Source organism: Peribacillus sp. TH14, assembly GCF_016651145.1.
In the GTDB taxonomy this organism is placed as follows: domain Bacteria; phylum Bacillota; class Bacilli; order Bacillales; family DSM-1321; genus Peribacillus; species Peribacillus butanolivorans.
Genome location: NZ_JAEKEK010000001.1, coordinates 511,194 through 530,728, shown reverse-complemented (window position 1 = coordinate 530,728; position 19,535 = coordinate 511,194). Strand labels below are relative to the sequence as shown.

22 protein-coding genes and 3 riboswitches are annotated in these 19,535 nt (G+C 38.2%); of the genes, 14 read left to right on the top strand and 8 right to left on the bottom strand.

Annotated elements, in window-relative coordinates; all coding sequences use genetic code 11:
- Positions 1-23: 23 nt before the first annotated feature.
- The 4 genes from thiE to tenA are packed head-to-tail and all read right to left on the bottom strand — an operon-like array spanning position 24 to position 3,449.
- Positions 24-656 carry a thiamine phosphate synthase gene (thiE, locus tag JFU50_RS02715; protein ID WP_201181721.1) on the bottom strand — a complete coding sequence of 211 codons (633 nt, stop codon included), beginning with the start codon at positions 654-656 and terminating at the stop codon, positions 24-26.
- Positions 637-1,452, bottom strand: coding sequence for a hydroxyethylthiazole kinase (thiM, locus tag JFU50_RS02710; protein ID WP_201221596.1), 816 nt, complete (start codon positions 1,450-1,452; stop codon positions 637-639). Before thiM ends, thiE begins: the two co-directional genes overlap by 20 nt.
- Positions 1,449-2,747: a bifunctional hydroxymethylpyrimidine kinase/phosphomethylpyrimidine kinase gene (gene thiD / locus JFU50_RS31720; RefSeq protein WP_201221594.1), complete on the bottom strand. Its 1,299-nt coding sequence runs from the start codon at positions 2,745-2,747 to the stop codon at positions 1,449-1,451. The genes thiM and thiD overlap by 4 nt, the downstream gene beginning before the upstream one ends.
- A gap of 12 nt (positions 2,748-2,759) precedes the next feature.
- Positions 2,760-3,449, bottom strand: coding sequence for a thiaminase II (tenA, locus tag JFU50_RS02700; RefSeq protein ID WP_201221592.1), 690 nt, complete (start codon positions 3,447-3,449; stop codon positions 2,760-2,762).
- A gap of 118 nt (positions 3,450-3,567) precedes the next feature.
- Positions 3,568-3,657: riboswitch (TPP riboswitch) on the bottom strand.
- A gap of 78 nt (positions 3,658-3,735) precedes the next feature.
- Positions 3,736-3,839: riboswitch (TPP riboswitch) on the bottom strand.
- Between the two features lie 158 nt (positions 3,840-3,997).
- Positions 3,998-4,102, top strand: a riboswitch (SAM riboswitch).
- A 146-nt stretch (positions 4,103-4,248) separates the two neighbouring features.
- On the opposite strand from tenA, the gene JFU50_RS02695 reads away from it, so the two are divergent.
- Together JFU50_RS02695 and JFU50_RS02690 are read left to right on the top strand one after the other, a co-directional pair.
- Positions 4,249-4,464, top strand: a complete 216-nt coding sequence (locus JFU50_RS02695) for a Fur-regulated basic protein FbpA (RefSeq protein ID WP_082527750.1) — start codon at positions 4,249-4,251, stop codon at positions 4,462-4,464.
- A gap of 274 nt (positions 4,465-4,738) precedes the next feature.
- The gene (locus JFU50_RS02690; RefSeq protein ID WP_201221590.1) at positions 4,739-4,930 is read left to right on the top strand and encodes an aspartyl-phosphate phosphatase Spo0E family protein; all 192 of its coding nucleotides are present in this window, start codon (positions 4,739-4,741) and stop codon (positions 4,928-4,930) included.
- An 89-nt stretch (positions 4,931-5,019) separates the two neighbouring features.
- Here JFU50_RS02690 and JFU50_RS02685 read toward each other — a convergent pair whose 3' ends face one another.
- On the bottom strand, positions 5,020-5,526 hold the full coding sequence (locus JFU50_RS02685; RefSeq protein WP_201221588.1) for a GNAT family N-acetyltransferase: 507 nt from the start codon (positions 5,524-5,526) through the stop codon (positions 5,020-5,022).
- A gap of 233 nt (positions 5,527-5,759) precedes the next feature.
- Between JFU50_RS02685 and JFU50_RS02680 the strand changes: the two genes are divergently transcribed.
- Entirely contained in the window at positions 5,760-6,452 is a 693-nt protein-coding gene (locus tag JFU50_RS02680; protein WP_201221586.1) for a DUF459 domain-containing protein, read from the top strand.
- 92 nt (positions 6,453-6,544) lie between these two features.
- Here JFU50_RS02680 and JFU50_RS02675 read toward each other — a convergent pair whose 3' ends face one another.
- Positions 6,545-8,359 carry an ABC transporter ATP-binding protein gene (locus JFU50_RS02675; RefSeq protein WP_201221584.1) on the bottom strand — a complete coding sequence of 605 codons (1,815 nt, stop codon included), beginning with the start codon at positions 8,357-8,359 and terminating at the stop codon, positions 6,545-6,547.
- Positions 8,360-8,571: 212 nt separating this feature from the next.
- Between JFU50_RS02675 and JFU50_RS02670 the strand changes: the two genes are divergently transcribed.
- From JFU50_RS02670 to JFU50_RS02660, 3 genes are all read left to right on the top strand, one after another.
- Positions 8,572-9,054, top strand: a complete 483-nt coding sequence (locus JFU50_RS02670) for a DinB family protein (RefSeq protein WP_201181706.1) — start codon at positions 8,572-8,574, stop codon at positions 9,052-9,054.
- Positions 9,055-9,128: 74 nt separating this feature from the next.
- The gene (locus tag JFU50_RS02665; RefSeq protein ID WP_446728108.1) at positions 9,129-9,677 is read left to right on the top strand and encodes a M15 family metallopeptidase; all 549 of its coding nucleotides are present in this window, start codon (positions 9,129-9,131) and stop codon (positions 9,675-9,677) included.
- Positions 9,678-9,804: 127 nt separating this feature from the next.
- The gene (locus JFU50_RS02660; RefSeq protein WP_201221582.1) at positions 9,805-10,347 is read left to right on the top strand and encodes an acyl-CoA thioesterase; all 543 of its coding nucleotides are present in this window, start codon (positions 9,805-9,807) and stop codon (positions 10,345-10,347) included.
- A gap of 28 nt (positions 10,348-10,375) precedes the next feature.
- Here JFU50_RS02660 and JFU50_RS02655 read toward each other — a convergent pair whose 3' ends face one another.
- Entirely contained in the window at positions 10,376-11,011 is a 636-nt protein-coding gene (locus tag JFU50_RS02655; RefSeq protein ID WP_053345082.1) for a Bax inhibitor-1/YccA family protein, read from the bottom strand.
- A 506-nt stretch (positions 11,012-11,517) separates the two neighbouring features.
- Here JFU50_RS02655 and JFU50_RS02650 point away from each other — a divergent pair.
- The 8 genes from JFU50_RS02650 to JFU50_RS02615 all read left to right on the top strand — a co-directional run bounded on the left by JFU50_RS02650 (position 11,518) and on the right by JFU50_RS02615 (position 18,735).
- Complete coding sequence (locus JFU50_RS02650; protein ID WP_201221580.1) at positions 11,518-12,543, top strand: ABC transporter ATP-binding protein; 1,026 nt, start codon at positions 11,518-11,520, stop codon at positions 12,541-12,543.
- The gene (locus JFU50_RS02645) at positions 12,521-13,447 is read left to right on the top strand and encodes an ABC transporter ATP-binding protein (protein ID WP_056530750.1); all 927 of its coding nucleotides are present in this window, start codon (positions 12,521-12,523) and stop codon (positions 13,445-13,447) included. Before JFU50_RS02650 ends, JFU50_RS02645 begins: the two co-directional genes overlap by 23 nt.
- Positions 13,448-13,462: 15 nt before the next feature.
- Complete coding sequence (opp4B, locus tag JFU50_RS02640; RefSeq protein ID WP_201181702.1) at positions 13,463-14,428, top strand: oligopeptide ABC transporter permease; 966 nt, start codon at positions 13,463-13,465, stop codon at positions 14,426-14,428.
- 21 nt (positions 14,429-14,449) lie between these two features.
- On the top strand, positions 14,450-15,349 hold the full coding sequence (locus JFU50_RS02635; RefSeq protein ID WP_201183392.1) for an ABC transporter permease: 900 nt from the start codon (positions 14,450-14,452) through the stop codon (positions 15,347-15,349).
- Positions 15,350-15,367: 18 nt separating this feature from the next.
- Positions 15,368-17,140 carry an oligopeptide ABC transporter substrate-binding protein gene (opp4A, locus tag JFU50_RS02630; protein ID WP_201221578.1) on the top strand — a complete coding sequence of 591 codons (1,773 nt, stop codon included), beginning with the start codon at positions 15,368-15,370 and terminating at the stop codon, positions 17,138-17,140.
- 100 nt (positions 17,141-17,240) lie between these two features.
- Positions 17,241-17,429 (top strand): hypothetical protein, encoded by a 189-nt coding sequence (locus tag JFU50_RS02625; RefSeq protein WP_201181698.1) that lies wholly within the window; start codon positions 17,241-17,243, stop codon positions 17,427-17,429.
- Positions 17,430-17,459: 30 nt separating this feature from the next.
- Entirely contained in the window at positions 17,460-17,597 is a 138-nt protein-coding gene (locus JFU50_RS02620; protein ID WP_201181697.1) for a hypothetical protein, read from the top strand.
- A 91-nt stretch (positions 17,598-17,688) separates the two neighbouring features.
- Positions 17,689-18,735: a M42 family metallopeptidase gene (locus JFU50_RS02615; RefSeq protein WP_201181696.1), complete on the top strand. Its 1,047-nt coding sequence runs from the start codon at positions 17,689-17,691 to the stop codon at positions 18,733-18,735.
- Positions 18,736-18,948: 213 nt separating this feature from the next.
- On the opposite strand, the gene JFU50_RS02610 is transcribed toward JFU50_RS02615, so the two are convergent.
- Positions 18,949-19,371, bottom strand: a complete 423-nt coding sequence (locus JFU50_RS02610; RefSeq protein ID WP_056530738.1) for a pyridoxamine 5'-phosphate oxidase family protein — start codon at positions 19,369-19,371, stop codon at positions 18,949-18,951.
- Between the last annotated feature and the right edge of the window lie 164 nt (positions 19,372-19,535).

Sequence of the window (19,535 nt, the reverse complement as noted above, 5' to 3'; positions counted from 1 at the left end):
TAAATTTAGTCCCTCTCTTTTTATTACTTAAAGTCTTTTATTATGCTTAAAAGGAATTCAGCGGCACTCTGTGGACTATTTGCATTCATGATTGCGGAAACTACCGCTGTACCAGATACTCCACTTTCTGAAAGAGATGAGATATTTTCGGCGGTAATACCTCCGATAGCTACTGCAGGAATCGATATACTGCGGCAAATTTTCTCAAGTTCTCCGTTTGCCATTAAGGTTGCATCTTGCTTTGTTTTCGTAGGGAAAATAGAACCAACACCGATATAGTCCGCTCCATTTTGTTCGGCTTCGATAGCTTCTTCTAGAGTTGAGACTGATACACCGATAATCATATTGTCAGGCACTAATTGTTTGATGACTGAAAGTGGAAGGTCATCCTGTCCGATATGAACTCCGTCTGCACCAACAGCAAGTGCTATATCTACCCGGTCATTAATGATCAGCGGAATAGAAAGTTCGTGTAGTAACTGTTTTAATGCAGAAGCTTTTTTATAAAAGGAGAGGGAGGAATTGTTTTTCTCTCTAAGTTGTACGATCGAGACTCCTCCAGAAACCGCCTCTGCTATGATTTTGGTCAAATCTTCTATTGCTATGGACTCTTCTGTCACTAAATATAGGCTTAAATCAATTTGAGACTTCTTCATATAATTTCACCTCATTTATCCAAATTTCCTTATCTATTCTTGATATCGCATCGATTAATCGCACACGAAACGTTCCAGTTCCTTCATCTTTTTGAAGTTTTGCAGCAGCAAGTTCCCCGGAAATGCTCATTGTTGAGATCCCGGCAACTGCCGCAGCATAGAAATTGTCTGTGACTCCGGAAAAAGTTCCGATAAGAGCAGTAGCCATACAGCCAGTACCTGTAACACTCGTTAATAGAGGATTACCATTATCGATAATGGACGTATTTTTACCATCGCTAACAGCATCTTTGGCGCCACTCACTACGACGACACAATGCAATTTATTAGCCGCACGTGCTGCCAGTTCTGCATTGCTAATCGCAAGTTCACCTGAATCCACTCCACGTGTAACGATATCCCCACCCATTAACCGATGGATTTCACTCGCATTTCCGCGGATGATTTGGAAGGTAACTTTCTTCAGGAGCTCTGCCACTTGTTCTGTACGATAGGAAGTTGCACCAACTCCCACTGGGTCCAAAATAACTGGGATATTAAGGGAATTCGCTGTCTTACCGGCAATCTCCATTGCTTCCAAGGCTTTATCATCAATCGTACCGAAGTTCAGGACCAGAGCATCAGCCAATTTGACCATCTCCTCGACTTCTCTTGGGCTAGATGTCATAACAGGTGAACCACCGATGGCAAGAGTGGCATTGGCACAGTCATTGACCGTAACAAAGTTAGTGATTTGGTGAACGAGCGGTTTACTTTCTCTGACCTGAAAGAATAAGTCTGAAACGGAAACAATCATATTAAATCACTCCTTTCTTCTTTTGAAAATGAATAAAAATGATGGACGGGTCCGTGCCCCTTACCGAGTGAAAAGCTATTTCGTATGGCTTCAGAAATATATGTCTTGGCTTGTTCAATGGATTGTCTTAAAGGTAGTCCGTTTGCCAGATTGGATGTAATGGCGGATGACAGAGTACAGCCTGTCCCATGGGTGTTTTTTGTATGAATGCGTTCTCCTTTAATCCAGAAAAAGTCAGTTCCGTCATAAAAAAGATCATTTGGATTCCCTGCTGAATGGCCTCCTTTAAGTAAAACCGCTTTTGCCCCAAGTTCTTTAATTGATATACAAGCCTCGTAAAAATCTTGCTTCGTTCGAATCGACAAGCCAGTAAGGACTTCGGCTTCGGGTACATTCGGTGTTACAAGTGTTGCAAGCGGCAGTAATTCTGTTTTTAAAGCAGAGACAGCTTTTTCATCGAGCAAATGATGGCCGCTTTTGGAAATCATGACAGGATCAAGGATAACGATTGCGGGTAAGAAGGTATTTAGAGACGCGGCGACTGTTTCAACTATTTCTTTTGATCCAAGCATACCTATTTTTACTGCATCGACGTGTATATCTTCAAAAATAGCTGCAATTTGATCCGTTATGATACCTGTATCTATAGCTTGTACTGAACGTACCTCCATTGTATTTTGTGCCGTTACAGCTGTAATGACAGACATTCCAAAAACCCCATGTGCAGAAAATGTTTTTAAATCAGCTTGTATTCCAGCACCGCCCCCTGAGTCAGAGCCTGCGATGGTTAACGCTGTTTTCATAAAAAACCCCTTCATATAATTATTTTTTAAAAGTATTTTCAGTAAAATGAAAGCTAAAATGGCACCTGCGAATGAACTAAGCATAAAAGCTGGTAAAAAACCAAAAATAGCTGCTTTTTCTCCCAATAGGAGGACAGCAAGGGGATAACAAGCTAGGGATCCAAGAATGCCGGTCCCTATCACTTCCCCTAAACAAGCGAATTTCAAGCTTTGTGTTTTTCGATAAAGGACGGCAGCCAATAGTGCACCGATCATGCTGCCCGGAAAGGCGAAAATTGAACCTGTACCAGACATGTTTCTAATGATGGAAACTAAAAAAGTTTGTGTTACCGCATAAGCCGGTCCCAATAAAACGGCTGTCATGACATTTGCCAGATGCTGAATCGGAAAGATTTTTGCAAATCCGGCCGGGATGAAAATGAATGAACTAGTTATGGTAGTAATGGCCGTGATCATGGCAGTCAACGTCATTTTCTTGATTGGATTCATCATCATGACAACATCCTACAGTGGCCAATCCTGCTCATTTTGAACCATATCCCAGAATAAATATTCATAACGGGAAGTCACCAAAAAATGCTTCTCTAATCTAAGAAGTTCCTTTTCAGGCATGCCTTCTGTTAACTCTTCCAACAAAGCAATCAGCCATTTGTGTGCTTTACCGAATTCAGGAGACGAATATGATTTAATCCAATCAGCATAGCGATTGTTTTCTAATGCTTCACCATTTTGTTCTTTTAATAGCAAGCCGATCTCATAATAATCCCAAGCGCATGGAAGGAGGCAGGCAATCAGGTCGGCCAAAGTCCCATTTTGGGCTGCATTTAGCATGTAACCCGTATAAGCTAGAGTGGTTGGAGTAGGTTCTGTATTTTCCAATTCGATTGAGCTGATTCCGAATTCCAAAGCATAATGTCGATGGATATCCATTTCTACTTGAAGGGTTTCATTCAAAATACTTGCAAACTTAGCCATGGTTTCGAGATTATGAGCTTTGATGACTCCTAACGCAAAGAGTTTGGAATAATCCATAAGATAGATATAGTCCTGCTTTAGGTAATAGGCAAATTTCTTTTCTGAAAGCGTCCCATCTCCAATCGCCTGAACAAAGGGATGTGTATGGTTCCTTTTCCAGATTCCTTTTGCCCGTTCATGAAGTCTATCACTGAAGGTTTCTAATTTTGTATTCTCCATGGTACATCCTCCTTGAAATTTAAAATTTACTAAAATTGTAAAGTATGCATACACTATCTGATAAACAAAAAAACCGCTCTCTGAAAGAAAGCGGCTGTTACCGAGGAAGAAGCAAATTCCTTCTTACAGCCTGCTTCCCTCCGCTGGTATGACCAGATCAGGTGCAAAGGGTTTGATTCTCAGCAAAAGTGCTCCCCTAGCAGTCTAATTATTCACCTTTTCCATCTGAAAAAAAAACCGCTCCTGAAATACGGAGCGGGGCAGATGGATAAAGTCATGTGTTTAAAGACGATATCATCCACTTCCCTCCGCCGGTATGATCCGGTTCAGGTTCAAAGGGTCCGGAACAAATTCCATCTCAGTCTTAAAAAGACTCCCCTAGTGGTGTGAATGTATGTAATTACTGACATCATATCAGAAAGCCAGGAAATTGCAACCCAATTTGAATGGGGTCTATAGAGAATACCTATCAAAAAAAGGGAGAACCATGTGATTGACTTTTGAAGAATATTGGGATAAAATCATGTCTACATCATTTATATATTGAATTCTTATCCAGAGAGGTGGAGGGACTTGGCCCAAAGAAACCTCGGCAGCAGACCCATTTTGGGAACTGTGCTACATCCAACAAGCATACGCTTGGAAGATAAGAAGAGCCGAACGGACTACTGTAAGCCTCTTCTTGAATTAGAAGAGGCTTTTATTTTTGTGAAATAACGTTTAGTGACATAATAGAAAAGATATAATTTGGTGAAAATGATACCTGTTACTACAATTTAGCTCATATGAAGGCGGGCTGATGAAGACAAGGAAAGGAGCCATTTACATGGCAGAATTATTTAAGAGAATTGAACAGAGGAAGGCATTGCTGATTGAAGAGTTATTAGCGAATGGAGTTTATAAAACCTCTGATGAAAGACATCTTTATGATGTTCCTTTAAAAGTGCTTGAAGATGAATATAAGATTGTTATAAATAGACCTAATATCGAGTCTCCTTCAGAGTGGATGACATAGTAAGAGTTCTTAAAATACTTTACTATCTTAAAATATTATTTAATCTGATGAATATTATTAAAGCATTCGCAGTGTACATGAGTGAATGCTTTTTTATATTTGTCAAGAATATAAAATGTCACAAAAAAGACACAAACAGGGAATAGAATAGGCTTTTTGTCACATTTATTTTGTGGAATAACACATTTTGATTTCCATATATGGTTGATTTTAACTATTTATTTCTTTATCATAAAAAGTGTAAGAAAATTGAATAAATAGGAAGTGACTATAGATGCCCCCACAGATAACCGTAGAAAGAATAGAAGAAAAGAGACGGGAAATGATTAAATTGGCAGCTGATTATGGTTTTACAAGCCTTCTAACTGTTCAAGCAAGTCAAGAATTGGATTCGCTGTTAAATGCTATACCAAATAAAAGAAAATCAGAATATTTTTTGCTTAAGAAAGTTTATAGTGATTTTTAAATTTCGTCAGTGACTTTAAAATAGATTCCTTCATTTAAACTAAAAAAGGCTACTGCTGAATGAAGGCAATAGCTTTTAAATAATGAAATTCAAATATTAACACGCTTACCAAGGATTACTAAATCCCGTTCAATACCATCTAGCTCGGCAACTTGAGGTAAATGCGCCCATTCTTCAAAACCAAATTTAGAAAACAGTCTTATGCTCGGTGTATTGTGAGCAAATATAAAACCAAGTAGTGTCTTAACTCCTAATTTTGGACTCACTTCAATTGCCTTTTGAATCGAAATTTGTCCAATTCCTTTTCCCCGGAAATAATCATCAATATATATGCTGATCTCGGCAGTGGAATCATAGGCTGGCCTACCATAGAAAGATTGAAAACTCATCCATCCAGCAGTTTTCCCTTCGAATGTAATAATATAAAGCGGTCGTTTTTCTGAATGATGTTCCTCAAACCATTTAAGCCTCGATTGCACTGAAACAGGTTCTGTATCTGCAGTGACCATCCTTGAAGCAATAGTCGAATTATATATTTCGACTACTCTTGGTAAATCTGTTAGTTCTGCATCCCTAAAATCTATATACTGATCCATCATTTTAACTCCTATCCTTATTATGTATACAATCTCCAGAAACATGGGATTCCCACCCTATTTATGAATAAAAGGAGGTTGACGAAAATCCGTTCCATTGAATGCTTTTATTGTATCATACACTTTTTACAGTTTATCTGACAATTCATTTTTTTCATGTTAAGTATGTTCATTTTTGGGGTAATTACAAGATAAAATACTTCATAGTAAATACATAACATAAGGAGAAACAAATGAAAAAAATAGTAGGTTTATTTGTAATTGTACTAGTTATTTGTTTTGTTGCATATAAGTTTCAGGCTTCAGAGTCGGAAGATGTGATGGCTTTTGGAGATTCGTTAACCTATGGAAAAGGAGATAAGGATGGGGAAGGTTATGTAGAAGGTCTGGAGGATGAATTGAATAACCCTGATTCTGAAAAAAAAGTCCGTTTTTGGAATTACGGTATTAAAGGCCAGGAAACAGATGGTGTCATTGATCAGCTTGAAGATAATCAAATTAACACGAAATTGGACAAAGCCGACACGTTTATTGTTTATATTGGAACAAACGACTTGATTAACAGTAATGGAGGTAACTTGAAAAAAATAAGTGATCAAAAAATAAATGATGGTAAACGAGAGTATATCGACCATCTAAATAAGATTCTTTCTACACTATTAAAGAAAAACAAAAAAGCGGATATACTTGTAGTTGGGCTGTATAATCCAAAAAAAGATGATCAACGACTTGAAAAGCACGTTCATGATTATAACCAATCAGTAAACGAGGTAGTAGAAGAGGATAAAAGAATGATATTTATCCCTACTAATGATTTATTTGAAAATAAAAAGAAAAAAGAGTATTTCAGTGATAAAATTCATCCAAATGAAAAAGGGTATCAGCTCATAACCAATCGGATTTTAGAGAGCTATGATTTCAAATAAATTCAATAAAAGTGCACAGAAGCAATACTTCTGTACACATGGCTTATTATATATAAATCGGACCTGTTTCATTGAAGGCGGTTGTGCAGTTGTTATGTAATAGCCGCCTTCAATTGAGGGAATTGCAAGTCATGAAGCTGCCTATATCTGCCGTTACTTGTCAATAACTGTTTATGCGTTCCTTTTTCATGGACACTGCCTTTTTCAAGAACGATTATTTGGTCAGCATTTTGAACGGTTGATAATCTATGCGCAATGACAATTGAAGTCCGATTTACTAATAAACGTGACAATGCTTCCTGGATTAAATGCTCGGATTCCGTATCTAATGCTGCTGTCGCTTCATCGAGAATGATGATTTGTGGATTCTTCAAAAGTGCCCTAGCAATGGCGATTCGTTGCTTTTGTCCTCCTGAAAGTTTGACGCCTCGCTCTCCAATTTGAGAATGATAACCATTCGGAAAGGCCCTGATAAAGTCATGAGCATTGGCTGCTTTAGCCGATTCAGTGATTTCATCATCTGTTGCATCAAGTTTTCCATAAACGATGTTATCGCGGATTGAACCATTGAATAAAATGATATCCTGAGAAACAATCCCCATTTGGCTACGTATAGATTTCAGCGACAAATCGCGGATATCAAGACCGTCCATTTTGATTGTTCCTTGTTGTGGATCATAAAATCGGATTAAAAGGTTTGTAATTGTCGATTTTCCTGCACCAGAAGAGCCGACGAGAGCTGTTATTTGACCAGCTTTCATCGTTAAGTTTAGATTGCTAAGAACCGGAACACTTTCATCATAAGCAAAATCAACTGATTGAAAATCAATTTGTTTTTTTATTGAAGGAAGCTCAATTGCATTTCCTTTGTCTTTGATTTCAGGTTGTGTTTCCATAATTTCTGTAATACGCTCAAAAGCTGCAGCTGACTGCTGGACAATGCTGATTACTCGGCTGAAATTGCGAACAGGACTCTGCAGTAATCTCAAATAGGCGAGGAAAGCTACTATTAATCCCACTGTAAATGCACCTTCCATCACTTGCCAAGCCCCAAACACAATAACAGCAACAAGACCAATATTGTTCAATAAATCGATAACCGGACCAAACATGGATCGCAAGCGAACCGATTTAATGTTAGCTACCATGTTTTCATGATTACGTTCTGCGAAACGTTTCGATTCAAATTCTTCATTGGTAAAAGATTGAATGAGTCGCATTCCTGAGATAGAATCCTGTAACTGGTTGCTGACATCTCCTGCAGAACTTTGAACAGACCTAAACGACATCCGAATACGTTTTCCAAATACCCTTGTGATATAGAACATGAACGGGAATGTAAAAAGAAGGACAATGGTCAGTTTCCAATTAATGAAAAGCATATAGACTGCGACTGCAACAAAAGTTACCGTGTCTGTTACGACTTGCAGCATGCTTGAAGAGATGAGTTGTTGTAGTAAATTGACATCATTAGTCAGCCGTGACATTAAGTCACCCGTTCGGTTTTTATCAAAGAATTTCATATCCAGCCTTTGAATATGTTCATACATGCTATTCCGTAAATCCATAATCGCTTTTTGACCGACTTTGGAAACGATATAGCTGTTAAAGTAGTTTAGTAAAGCTAATAAAATAGCAGCTCCAAGAATTCCTGTGCCTACCCAAATCAAGGAGTCATATTTTTTTTCGGGAATGATTTCATCAATCGTATACTGAGTCAACTGTGGGATGGAGAACTCAAGTAAAGAAATGAACAACATTATACATAATATCAAGGAAGAAAATTTCCATTTAGATGGGACACGATTAAACATTTGCCTGAGCATCGTCCAAATGCTTCCTTTGGAAGGCTTTGCATTAATGACGCTACGTCCTTTGTGGCTGAATGGGATATGTCCTCCGCTCATAACGATCACTCCTATTTTGACTATCTTTGATGAATTTTAAAAGTCATTTGTATTAGGTGAATAGTACCTTTATGACTATCATAGAGCTTTTCTAAAAATAGACAACTTTAAATCGGTTTCTTCCTATCTAAAAGTGTTTTTATTTTACACCTTTATACAGAACATGGAATAATTGATGGAGTTTAACTAAGCTTTCGGGAGGAGATGCTAAAATGGAAGATAACAAAAAAATTAGGGAAGAACTATTAGAAGCGGTTAACAATTTATCGGATGAACAGCTGAATGCCCATCCAGAAGAAGGCCGCTGGAGCATTATCCAGGTATTGAATCATTTATATTTAATGGAGCGAGTGATAACAAAGAGTATTGCCGACAAGTTAAAAAGCGATGAGAGTATCCCTGCAGAAGATAAACCGATAGAGTATACTCTAAATCGTGAAGTGAAGGTCTCGGCGCCGCCATTTGTCATTCCATCAGAAGCATTTCAAACTTTGGACGAGGTTAAGAATAAATTGTCCGAATCCCGCCAGGCATTTATACAAGTTGTTGACAGCGCAAATGAAAAAGATCTTGAACAAAAGTCATTCCCTCATCCATTGTTTAAAGAATTAAGCTTGAAGCAATGGATTCCGTTTGTGGGTTTGCATGAAAAACGACATTTACTGCAAATAGAAGAATTGAAGTCAAAGTTATAATAGAAGAAAAACTCATCCGCTTTTGGTTGAGTTTTTCTCATTCAGACAGTTATTCGTAAAGGAAGGATTGTTCAGTGAAGGTTAACTGGGTAAAGGCATGTCTGATAATAGGCTTTTTCGGGTTACTGTTAGGGTTCATGCTTAAGCATTTGCTCCCCCACGATCTAGATAAAATTAAACTGACTGACGAGTTGCATCCGATAGTCGCTGAAAAAAAAGAAAAGCTCATTCAACAGGCTAATGAAAAAGGTATCGTGGTAATCATAACGGCTGGATTCCGTACTTTAGAAGAGCAAAATGACCTCTATGAAAAAGGACGTTTAAAGTCTGGAAGCATTGTAACTAATGCAAAAGGAGGGGAGTCGCTTCATAATTTTGGATTGGCGATAGATTTTGCACTCCTTAACAAACAAGGGGAGGCTATTTGGAATATGGAATATGACGGCAACGATAATGGGGAATCGGATTGGATGGAAGTCGTCTCTATCGCGAAAGATTTAGGATTTGAATGGGGAGGAGATTGGTCAGGTTTTAAAGATTATCCTCATCTACAAATGACCTTTGGCTGGAGCTTACGAGAGCTACAACAGGTAAAGAGCCTACAGAACAGTAAAAGTGAATAAACGTAGAAATATTTTTTGACGAATAATTCCAACTAAAAGCAGGAAAATAAGCATGTGTGTTGCTTTACAGTGAAGAATTCGATAAAGTTAACTAGTGAGAAATTAGACATAAAGGAGTGCAGTCACCATGGAAGAAATAAAACATTGCCGGGACTCTTTGGTCATAAAAACGAGCCTTGTTCTCCCGCCGGATACAAATAATATTGGTACGATGTTTGGAGGCAAATTGATGGCTTACATTGATGATGTTGCAGCTATATCTGCGATGCGTCATGCGAGAAGTAATGTCGTTACGGCATCAACTGATTCTGTCGATTTTCTGCACCCTATTCACGAAGGAAATGCAGTATGTTTAGAAAGCTTCGTAACTTATACGGGCAGAACATCTATGGAAATCATTGTAAAAGTTATTGCGGAAGATTTAGTTACGGGAGACCGGAACTTATGTGTTATTTCCTTTTTGACCTTTGTTGCCATCAATGAAGATGGAAAACCAATACCGGTTCCGCGTTTGGTTCCAGAGACTGAAATGGAGATGAATTTAAACGAATCAGCGAAACAGCGGGCCCAAGTAAGGAAAAAAAGAAGAGAAGATACTCAGTTCATTGCCAGTACCTTTGGTGTAAAACAGCCGTGGACTGAAAAATCAGAGCCTGGACTATATAAATAAAAAAACCGGGCAGATAATGCCCGTTTTTTTAATCTTCGCTAGATAAAATACCAAAGAAACGTAGGATGTTAATAAAAAGGTTAATGAAATCAAGATACAGATTTAAGGCCATAAGTGGTACTTCCTCTGCTGTAACCCCGTAATGCTTCATTCGATTAAAATCATATAAAATATATCCACTGAATACAAGAATCCCAATAAATGAAAAGATTAGCATTGCTGTAGAACTTAAAGGTGAGAAAAGGTTAAAAATACTAATGGCTACTAAAGCTAACAAGGCGGCAAACAACATTCCTCTTAAGAAAGAAAGGTCCCTCTTGGTTGTTGTAGCATAAATAGCTAGTCCCCCAAATACAACTGTTGTCGTCACCCCGGCTAACATCACAACATTCGCCCCTGCAGTGGCAAGATAGTGTGCAATAATCGGATAGGTGGTAATCCCAGAAATTAACGTAAAACTATACAGGAATGTGTAGCCAATAGATTTTTTCTTCCGCATGATAAAAGCGCCAATTAGCATAGCAATTTCCAGAATCGCTAAGGGAAGAAATAAGGATGGTGGAACTAGAGTTCCAACAGCCATCCCTAATACAGAGATTGCGAGAGAAAGAGCAAAGGTACGCATAACAGATGGCATATATGTGTTTACAGTTTGTGAATACATTCAATCACCTCATTATTTATTGTCTACCGGTTTCTACGAAAGAGTTTTAAAAAGGTTTCAGTGCATTTAAAAATAATATTTAAGGTGTTTTTTAAAGAGATATGAAATATACATGATAGTATTACCAATTTTATGATATTCTTACAATTAAGCTAATTTTTCTGAAATATTAAAATTTTCAAACTGTAACAAAATAAGTACTTTTTCCCTAGGTGAAATTAAGTGATTTAATATTTTTAGTGGAATATTTAATCATTATTTCAAAATAAGAAAATTAAAATGTTTTATTCTATGCTATAAATAGGACTTCATAACTTTACTGTGTAAAAGTTATGAAGGAAACTATTTTTATATTGCAGAAAAATATTCCTAAAGTTATAAAATATGAAAAAAATGTGATTATTTTCTACAAAACTATTGAATAAATGTTAAAAATTGATTAAAATTTTAAATAATTATCAGAAGATTTATTATTTTCCCGAAAAAATAGTTTAGGGGGAGCAGGGATGAAGAAAGCTATATTGCAAATTGAAAACCTTACTACCTCATTTCGAATTCAGAGCAAATATCATGCAGCGGTGGATGATGTTTCGTTTACTGTAAATGAAAATGAAATTGTAGCGGTGGTTGGAGAATCAGGATGTGGAAAGAGCGCACTGGCCCTTTCTATCATGCAATTACATAATAAACAGAGAACGAAGTCAGAAGGTACAATACATTATAAAGGTCAAAATTTACTTACACTGAATGATACACAAATGAATAAAGTCCGCGGAAAGGAATTAGGGATGATATTTCAGGAACCTTTGACAGCATTGAACCCGCTGATGACAATCGGAAAACAGATTGAGGAAAATCTTGACTATCATACTGAGCTTTCTAGAGATGAAAAAAAGAACAGGACAATCGAACTCTTAACACAAGTGGGTATCCCTTATCCTGAACGGACGTACAAGCAATATCCGCATGAACTATCAGGCGGAATGCGTCAAAGAGCAATGATATCGATTGCCATTGCTTGCAATCCTGCACTAGTTATTGCTGATGAACCAACGACAGCATTAGATGTTACCATTCAAGCGCAAATACTTGATTTGTTGAAAGATATTCAAAGTAAAACCAAAATGGGGATTATATTAATTACCCATGATCTGAGCGTTGTAGCAGAGGTAGCTGATCGGATTGTTGTCATGTATGCTGGGCAAGTAGTAGAGACGGGAAGTGTTAAAGAGATATTTAACAATCCACTTCATCCATATACTAGGTCGCTATTAAATTCAATCCCTTCGGCTACCAATGAAAAAAACCGTTTGCACGTTATTGAGGGAATTGTTCCATCGATAGCAAAAATGGACAGGAAGGGATGTCGGTTCCAAGATCGTATTCCATGGATTCCTAAACAAGCTCATGAAGAGTCGCCTCATCTTCACGAGGTAAGTCAGGATCACTTTGTACGGTGCACCTGCTATAAAGAATTTTATTTTCAAGCTGAAGGAGATGCATCCACTCATGACATTACTCAAAGTAGATAATTTAAAAGTGCATTTTCCAATAAGAGGCGGTTTTTTCCGAAGAGTAGTTGATCATGTAAAAGCCGTTGATGGTGTGTCCTTTGAGTTGCAGCAAGGGGAAACATATGGTTTGGTAGGAGAATCAGGAAGCGGCAAGTCAACGACAGGTAAGGCAGTTGTCAAGCTGAATAATGTGACATCCGGACAAATCCTGTTTGAAGGCAGGGATTTAGCAGCTTTAAGTAGAAAAGAGATTAAACCATTCAGAAAAGATATCCAAATGATTTTCCAAGACCCATATTCATCATTGAATCCCAAGAAGAGGGTGCTGGACATCATTGCCGAACCGCTGAGGAACTTTGAACGGTTATCACCTGCAGAGGAAAAGAAAATCGTTCAGGACTTCTTGGACAAAGTCGGACTCAGTCCGGAATCGATTCACAAGTATCCTCATGAATTTTCAGGGGGGCAGCGCCAGCGGATTGGAATTGCTAGATCATTAACATTAAAACCCAAACTGATTATTGCTGATGAACCGGTATCAGCCCTCGATGTATCGGTTCAGGCGCAGGTGTTGAATTTTCTTCAGGATCTCCAACAGGAGTTCAATTTAACTTATTTATTTGTTGGTCATGACCTCGGTGTAATCCGGCATATGTGTGATCGGATGGGCGTTATGTATCGCGGTAGATTAGTAGAGGAAGGCAATAGCGATGAAATCTATGAAAATCCCCAACATATTTACACAAAGCGTCTGATTGCTGCCATTCCGGATTTAGAGCCGGAAGTTCGTGAGGAAAAAGTACAGCTTAGAAAAAAATTATCAGCAGAGTATGAGTCGTCTTATTCAAAATTTTTCGATGAAAATGGACGTGCTTACGACTTGAAGCCAATCTCATCAACACATAGAGTCGCATTACAATAAGGAGGTGGAAAGGATATGTGGAAGTTTATCCTCAGGCGTTTTTTAGTTATGATCCCGCAGCTCTTTTTATTGAGCATTATCGTTTTCATGATGGCAAAAGCAATGCCGGGAGATGCCTTGTCTGGTCAAGAAATCAATCCTAGGGCTAATCCTGCTGAGCTTGAAAGACTCAGAGAAGAATTGGGCTTGAATGATCCTTGGTATCAACAATATATAAGGTGGGCATCTAATGCTGTACAAGGGGACTTTGGTATTTCCTATACACATAAAACGCCGGTTATGGATGTTATAGAAGACAGGCTTTGGAACACGGTTTTCCTTGCGTTGGTAACACTTATCTTTACATATATGCTTGCCATTCCATTAGGTATACTTAGCGGCAGATATAATGATACCTGGGTGGATAAGACCGTTACGGGTTATAGTTATATAGGATTTGGCACACCGATATTTATCTTTGCGTTAATTATGTTATTTGTTTTCGGATTTGCCCTGGATTGGTTCCCGTCTGGAGGCAGTGTCGATTCCAAAGTGGATGAAGGTACATTCGCATATGTTGTAAGTAAGATCAATCACCTGATTTTACCGGCTTTAAGTACGGCCTTAATAGCTACAACAAGTACAATTCAATATTTACGAAATGAAATAATTGATAATAAAATAAAGGATTTCGTAAGGACTGCGCGTTCAAAAGGTGTACCTGAATCCAACGTATATTCACGGCATATCCTAAGAAACTCCTTTTTACCAATTGCAGCATTCTTAGGCTATGAAATTACTGGGTTGATCGGCGGCGCTGTCATAATAGAGACTATTTTTAGTTATCCAGGACTTGGACAGCTTTTCCTTAGTTCCGTCAGTTTACGGGATTTCAGTGTAGTGACGGCCATCGTCATGATGACGGGATTTGCCACTCTGCTTGGCACTCTTCTTTCAGACATCATACTAAGTGCGGTCGATCCGCGCATACGGATAGAATAGGAGCGGGGTGAGCGTATGGAAATGAAAGTAGAATCCGGAAAAATCATTCAAACGAAAGATGTGAGCCCATCAGGTATGAAAATCATATGGCAGGAAATTAAAAAGGATAAACTTGCTATGGGCTCATTGATTATATTAGTAGCTATATTGGTTTTCGTTTACGGCGCGTCGTTCTTTATGGATGCCAAGGAAATTGCTAAGGTCGATTTCCTCTCCATTTATATGGAACCATCTTCAGACTACTGGCTCGGAACCGATTATGGTGGACGGGATGTATTCGGACAACTGATCATCGGTACGAGAAACTCATTTACCATCAGTTTGTTCATTACCTTATTTACGGCTATCATTGGTTTATCTTTCGGGCTTCTAGCTGGATATTTTGGCGGGGCCACCGACAATGTGATCATGCGTGTAATCGATTTTGTGATTGCCCTTCCGCAATTGATGTTCATCATTGTTGTAGTCACGATTGTACCAGTATTCAATGTGTATGTTTTCATATTAATCATGACGATGTTTTTATGGACAGGAAAGGCACGGCTGATTCGTTCAAAGGCTTTGTCAGAGCGTGAGTTGGACTATATTCACGCCTCACAAACACTTGGTACACCACATTGGAAAATCATCCTTTTTCAGCTTCTTCCTAATGTCAGTTCACTGATTATAGTTAATTTTATTTTGAATCTAGCAGGTAATATTGGCCTAGAATCCAGTTTGACTTTCTTAGGATTCGGTCTTCCAGAGAGTACCCCGAGTCTAGGGACGCTCATCAGTTATGCTCGAAATCCAGATGTTTTGGAAAACAAATGGTGGATATGGGTACCCGCATCGCTCATGATTTTAGTGTTGATGCTGAGTATAAATTTTGTTGGTCAAGCGTTAAAACGCGCCGCAGATGCAAGACAAAGAAGAGGATAAAAAAGGGGAGTGTATGTCATGAAGATCAAAAGTTATAGCAAGGTATTAAGTGCATTGGCTATATCGTCTCTACTGCTTGCCGCATGTTCAAATGATACAGAAAAATCGTCAACAAAAGAAAAAAAAGGGAAAGATGTCGAACAAGTTGATACATCGCTATTCCCGACAAAAACAACAAATCAGGGAGAGCCGATTGAAGGCGGCCATCTGACTTACGGATTGGTATCAGATACCCCGTTTGAAGGGATATTAAACAAAGTTTTCTATCAAGGAGATCCGGATAACCAAGTTATCACATTCCTTGATGAAGATTTACTGGATACAGACGAAAACTATGTTTTCACAAATGACGGTGCTGCTTCTTATGAAATTTCAGACGATAATAAAACGGTAACACTTACAATTAAAGACAATGTTAATTGGCAAGATGGGAAGCCTGTGACTGGGGCTGATTTAGAGTATGCATACCTTGTCTTGGGGAGCAAGGATTACAAAGGTGTACGCTATGATGAACAAATGGCTTTAATTGAAGGTATGGAAGAGTATCATGCCGGAAAAGCGGATAGTATTTCGGGTATTAAAGTAGATGGTAAGAAAATCACCTTTACTTTTAAGAAAGCAAATCCATCTGTAACAACTGGATTATGGACATATCCGCTTCATAAAGAATACTTAAGTGATGTTCCAATTTCAAAGTTGGAATCTTCTGATAAAATTCGTAAAAATCCGATTGGTTATGGACCATTTAAAGTGAAGAAAATTGTTCAAGGTGAAGCAGTTGAATTCGAAGCGTTTGAAGGGTACCACCGTGGAGCGCCTAAGTTGGACAGCGTTACTTTAAAAGTTGTGAATCCGTCCGTTGCTGTTAAGTCACTGGAAAATGGGGATATCGATGTAGCTAGTATTTCTGCTGATCAATATGACCAGGCAAAAGCATTGGACAACGTTGAAATATTAGGAAAAGTCGATTTAGCTTATTCTTATATTGGTTTCAAGTTCGGTCATTATGATAAGGAAAAAGCAGAAAATGTTATGGACAACCCGAAATTCGAAGACAAACGTCTTCGCCAGGCAATGGCTTATGCCATCAATAATGAAGAAGTCGGCGAAAAGATGTATAAAGGGCTTCGTTTCCCTGCCAACTCAGTTATCACACCAAACTTCAAGTATAATAATAAAGATGTTAAGCCATATGAATATGATCCTGAAAAAGCAAAAAAACTTTTGGATGAAGCCGGATATGTTGATACAAATAAAGATGGACTTCGTGAAGACCCAGATGGAAAAGAGTTCAAAATCAACTTCGCTTCCATGAGCGGCGGAGATATTGCTGAACCGCTTACCAATTATTACATTCAACAATGGCAGGAAGTAGGCCTAGACGTTCAAATGCTAGATGGAAGGCTGCATGAGTTCAATTCATTCTATGATCTGTTGAAAAAAGATAATGAAGAGGTTGATATCTATCAAGCGGCATGGGGTGTTGCTTCCGATCCAGATCCATCTGGTCTTTGGTCAAAATCCGCAGCATTTAACTATACTCGCTGGGTGAACGACAAAAATGATGAGCTTCTTGCGAAAGGAATCTCAGAGGAAGCGTTTGATGATCAATATCGTATTGATACCTACAATGAGTGGCAAGAACTGATTCATGAAGAAGTTCCAATTATTCCAACATTATTCCGTTACACTACGACTGGAGTAAATAAGCGTGTCTCTGGTTATGATTATCTTGCGGAGCGCCAATATAAATGGTTCAATGTTGGTGTCACTGAAAAAGAAACAAAATAATAAATCCAATCGGCTGCCTGTGTAGGTGGCCGGTTTTTTACGTTTCACTATGTGAATAAAGGATATATACAATTAGTAAGTAATTGGAAGGGTGATTTTGATGGAAGTGAGAAATCCTAATGAAACAAAGAGAGAGTTAGAAATATTGTTTACTGAATCGGTTGGTCGATTACTGAAACCTCTTGAAGAGGCAATCATTGCTGACATTGTAGCCTATCCAGACGAAAAGAGAATTGCCTTCTTGGAATATATGAAGGAAATGTCCAACAAGCAAAGACAGATAAGGTAAATTGAAATTTCGTCATGAGGAGGATTTTTCATGAATAACGAAGATATGAGCAGATATAAAGTATGGCGTGATAAGTGGAAAAGGAAAATGAATATGGAAAATTTCGCGATATATGGTATTACTACATTGGTTATGGCAATCTTGCCTGTTCTGGCCCAAATGAGTTAAATCAATCAAAGGACTGTCTCAGGGCGGTCCTTTGTATGTTAAAAGTTGGCATAAAAAGATATAATAAACAAAGAGGAAAGGAGAGATAGGCATGAGTGTTATCAAAGAAAAAGAGATCGTTACTTACATAAAAGAGTTAGTATCAATACCAAGCCCATCTGGTTATACCGATCAAGCAATTAAGTATGCGGCTAAATTCATGGAGAGCAAGCAGGTACCCTATCAAATCACGAATAAAGGAGCATTGCTAGCTACGTTAAAAGGTGAAGATGAAACCAGACATCGTTTACTGACAGCCCATGTCGATACACTAGGAGCGATGGTAAAGGAAATTAAGTCGAATGGCCGTCTGAAATTGACGATGATCGGAGGTTTCCGCTGGAATTCAGTGGAAGGGGAATACTGCAAAATTCATACTGCTGACGGAGCTTTTGTCACTGGGACGATTCTAATCAATCAAACGTCTGTGCATGTGTATAAAAATGCCGGTGATGCCAAACGTGATGAGGAGACAATTGAAGTCCGCATTGACGCAGTTGTGAAATCAAAAGCGGAAACAGAGGCAATTGGCATCTCTGTTGGAGACTTTGTATCATTTGAACCAAGGGTAGAAGTAACAGAGACTGGCTTTTTGAAATCAAGGCACTTGGATGATAAGGCAAGCGTTGGCATTCTTCTTCATATCATTGACCTGATTTCTGCAGGTAAGATTAAATTGGCATATACCACTCATTTCTTGATTTCTAATAATGAAGAAATAGGCTATGGTGGGAATTCTAATATCCCAGAGAAAACAGTTGAATATCTAGCCGTTGATATGGGAGCGATCGGTGATGGCCAAACGACGGATGAATACAGCGTTTCCATTTGCGCCAAAGACTCTTCCGGTCCGTATCACTATAAATTGCGTCAGCATCTTGCCTCACTTGCTAAAGCAAACGGTATTGACTATCGCGTCGATATTTATCCGTATTATGGATCGGATGCTTCCGCAGCAATCCGAGCAGGATACGATTTGGTTCATGGCTTGATTGGTCCGGGAATTGACGCATCTCACGCCTTTGAGAGAACACATATCTCTTCATTAAAGCATACAGCCAATCTAATCTTGCATTATATACAATCAGAGCTAGTATGATTGAAAAAAAGCCCACACTCATTATGTACCGAGTGTGGGCTTTTTAGGCAGAAGCAAATCCTTTTTGAAATTTTAGCGATAATCCAAATTTTACTCGTGATTTTAAATCATTTACTCGTGAATTTTGCCAATTTACTCGTGAGTTTTGATCATTTACTCGTAAGTACATGAGATTTACTCGTAAATTAAAATTACCTTACGTCCCGACAATTTTTATAATTGTAATTCTTGTGGAGGTTCACCATTGTTATTCATCAAACGGATGCTTTCAGGCTTAATTTGAAGGAATAGATAGTTTGGATCTTCTGGTCCGTCAAACCAATTTTTAAATGACGTATCCCATAATTTTTTCTTTAGTTCCTGTGAGTCGTTTATTTTCGAGGTCCCTGAGATTTCCACGTAAGAATCGCCGAATCCTTTATCTTCATAGCCGATTAGGATATGAACATTAGGATTCTTTTCAATTTCATCTATTTTTTCTGTGGATGCACTTGTTGGTGTATAAAAAGTTAATTCGTCGTTGAAAAATGTCATATAACGTGAATGTGGTTTGTTATCTTCTACTGATGATAGAACACCTATTTTATGATCGCCGATGATATTCAATACTTGTTCTTTTAATTGGTTTTGGCTCATTTTTACACACTCCTTTTATTATTTTCTCTATTACTTTTCCTCTAATGTCATTAAGTTAAACAAAATTCTACAGTTTGCTAAATTTATGAATGAAGACTATGACAAAAGGCCATACTATTCATTATGTGTTCTGTTTAGAAAAACTTCATGATTTTAATCCATAT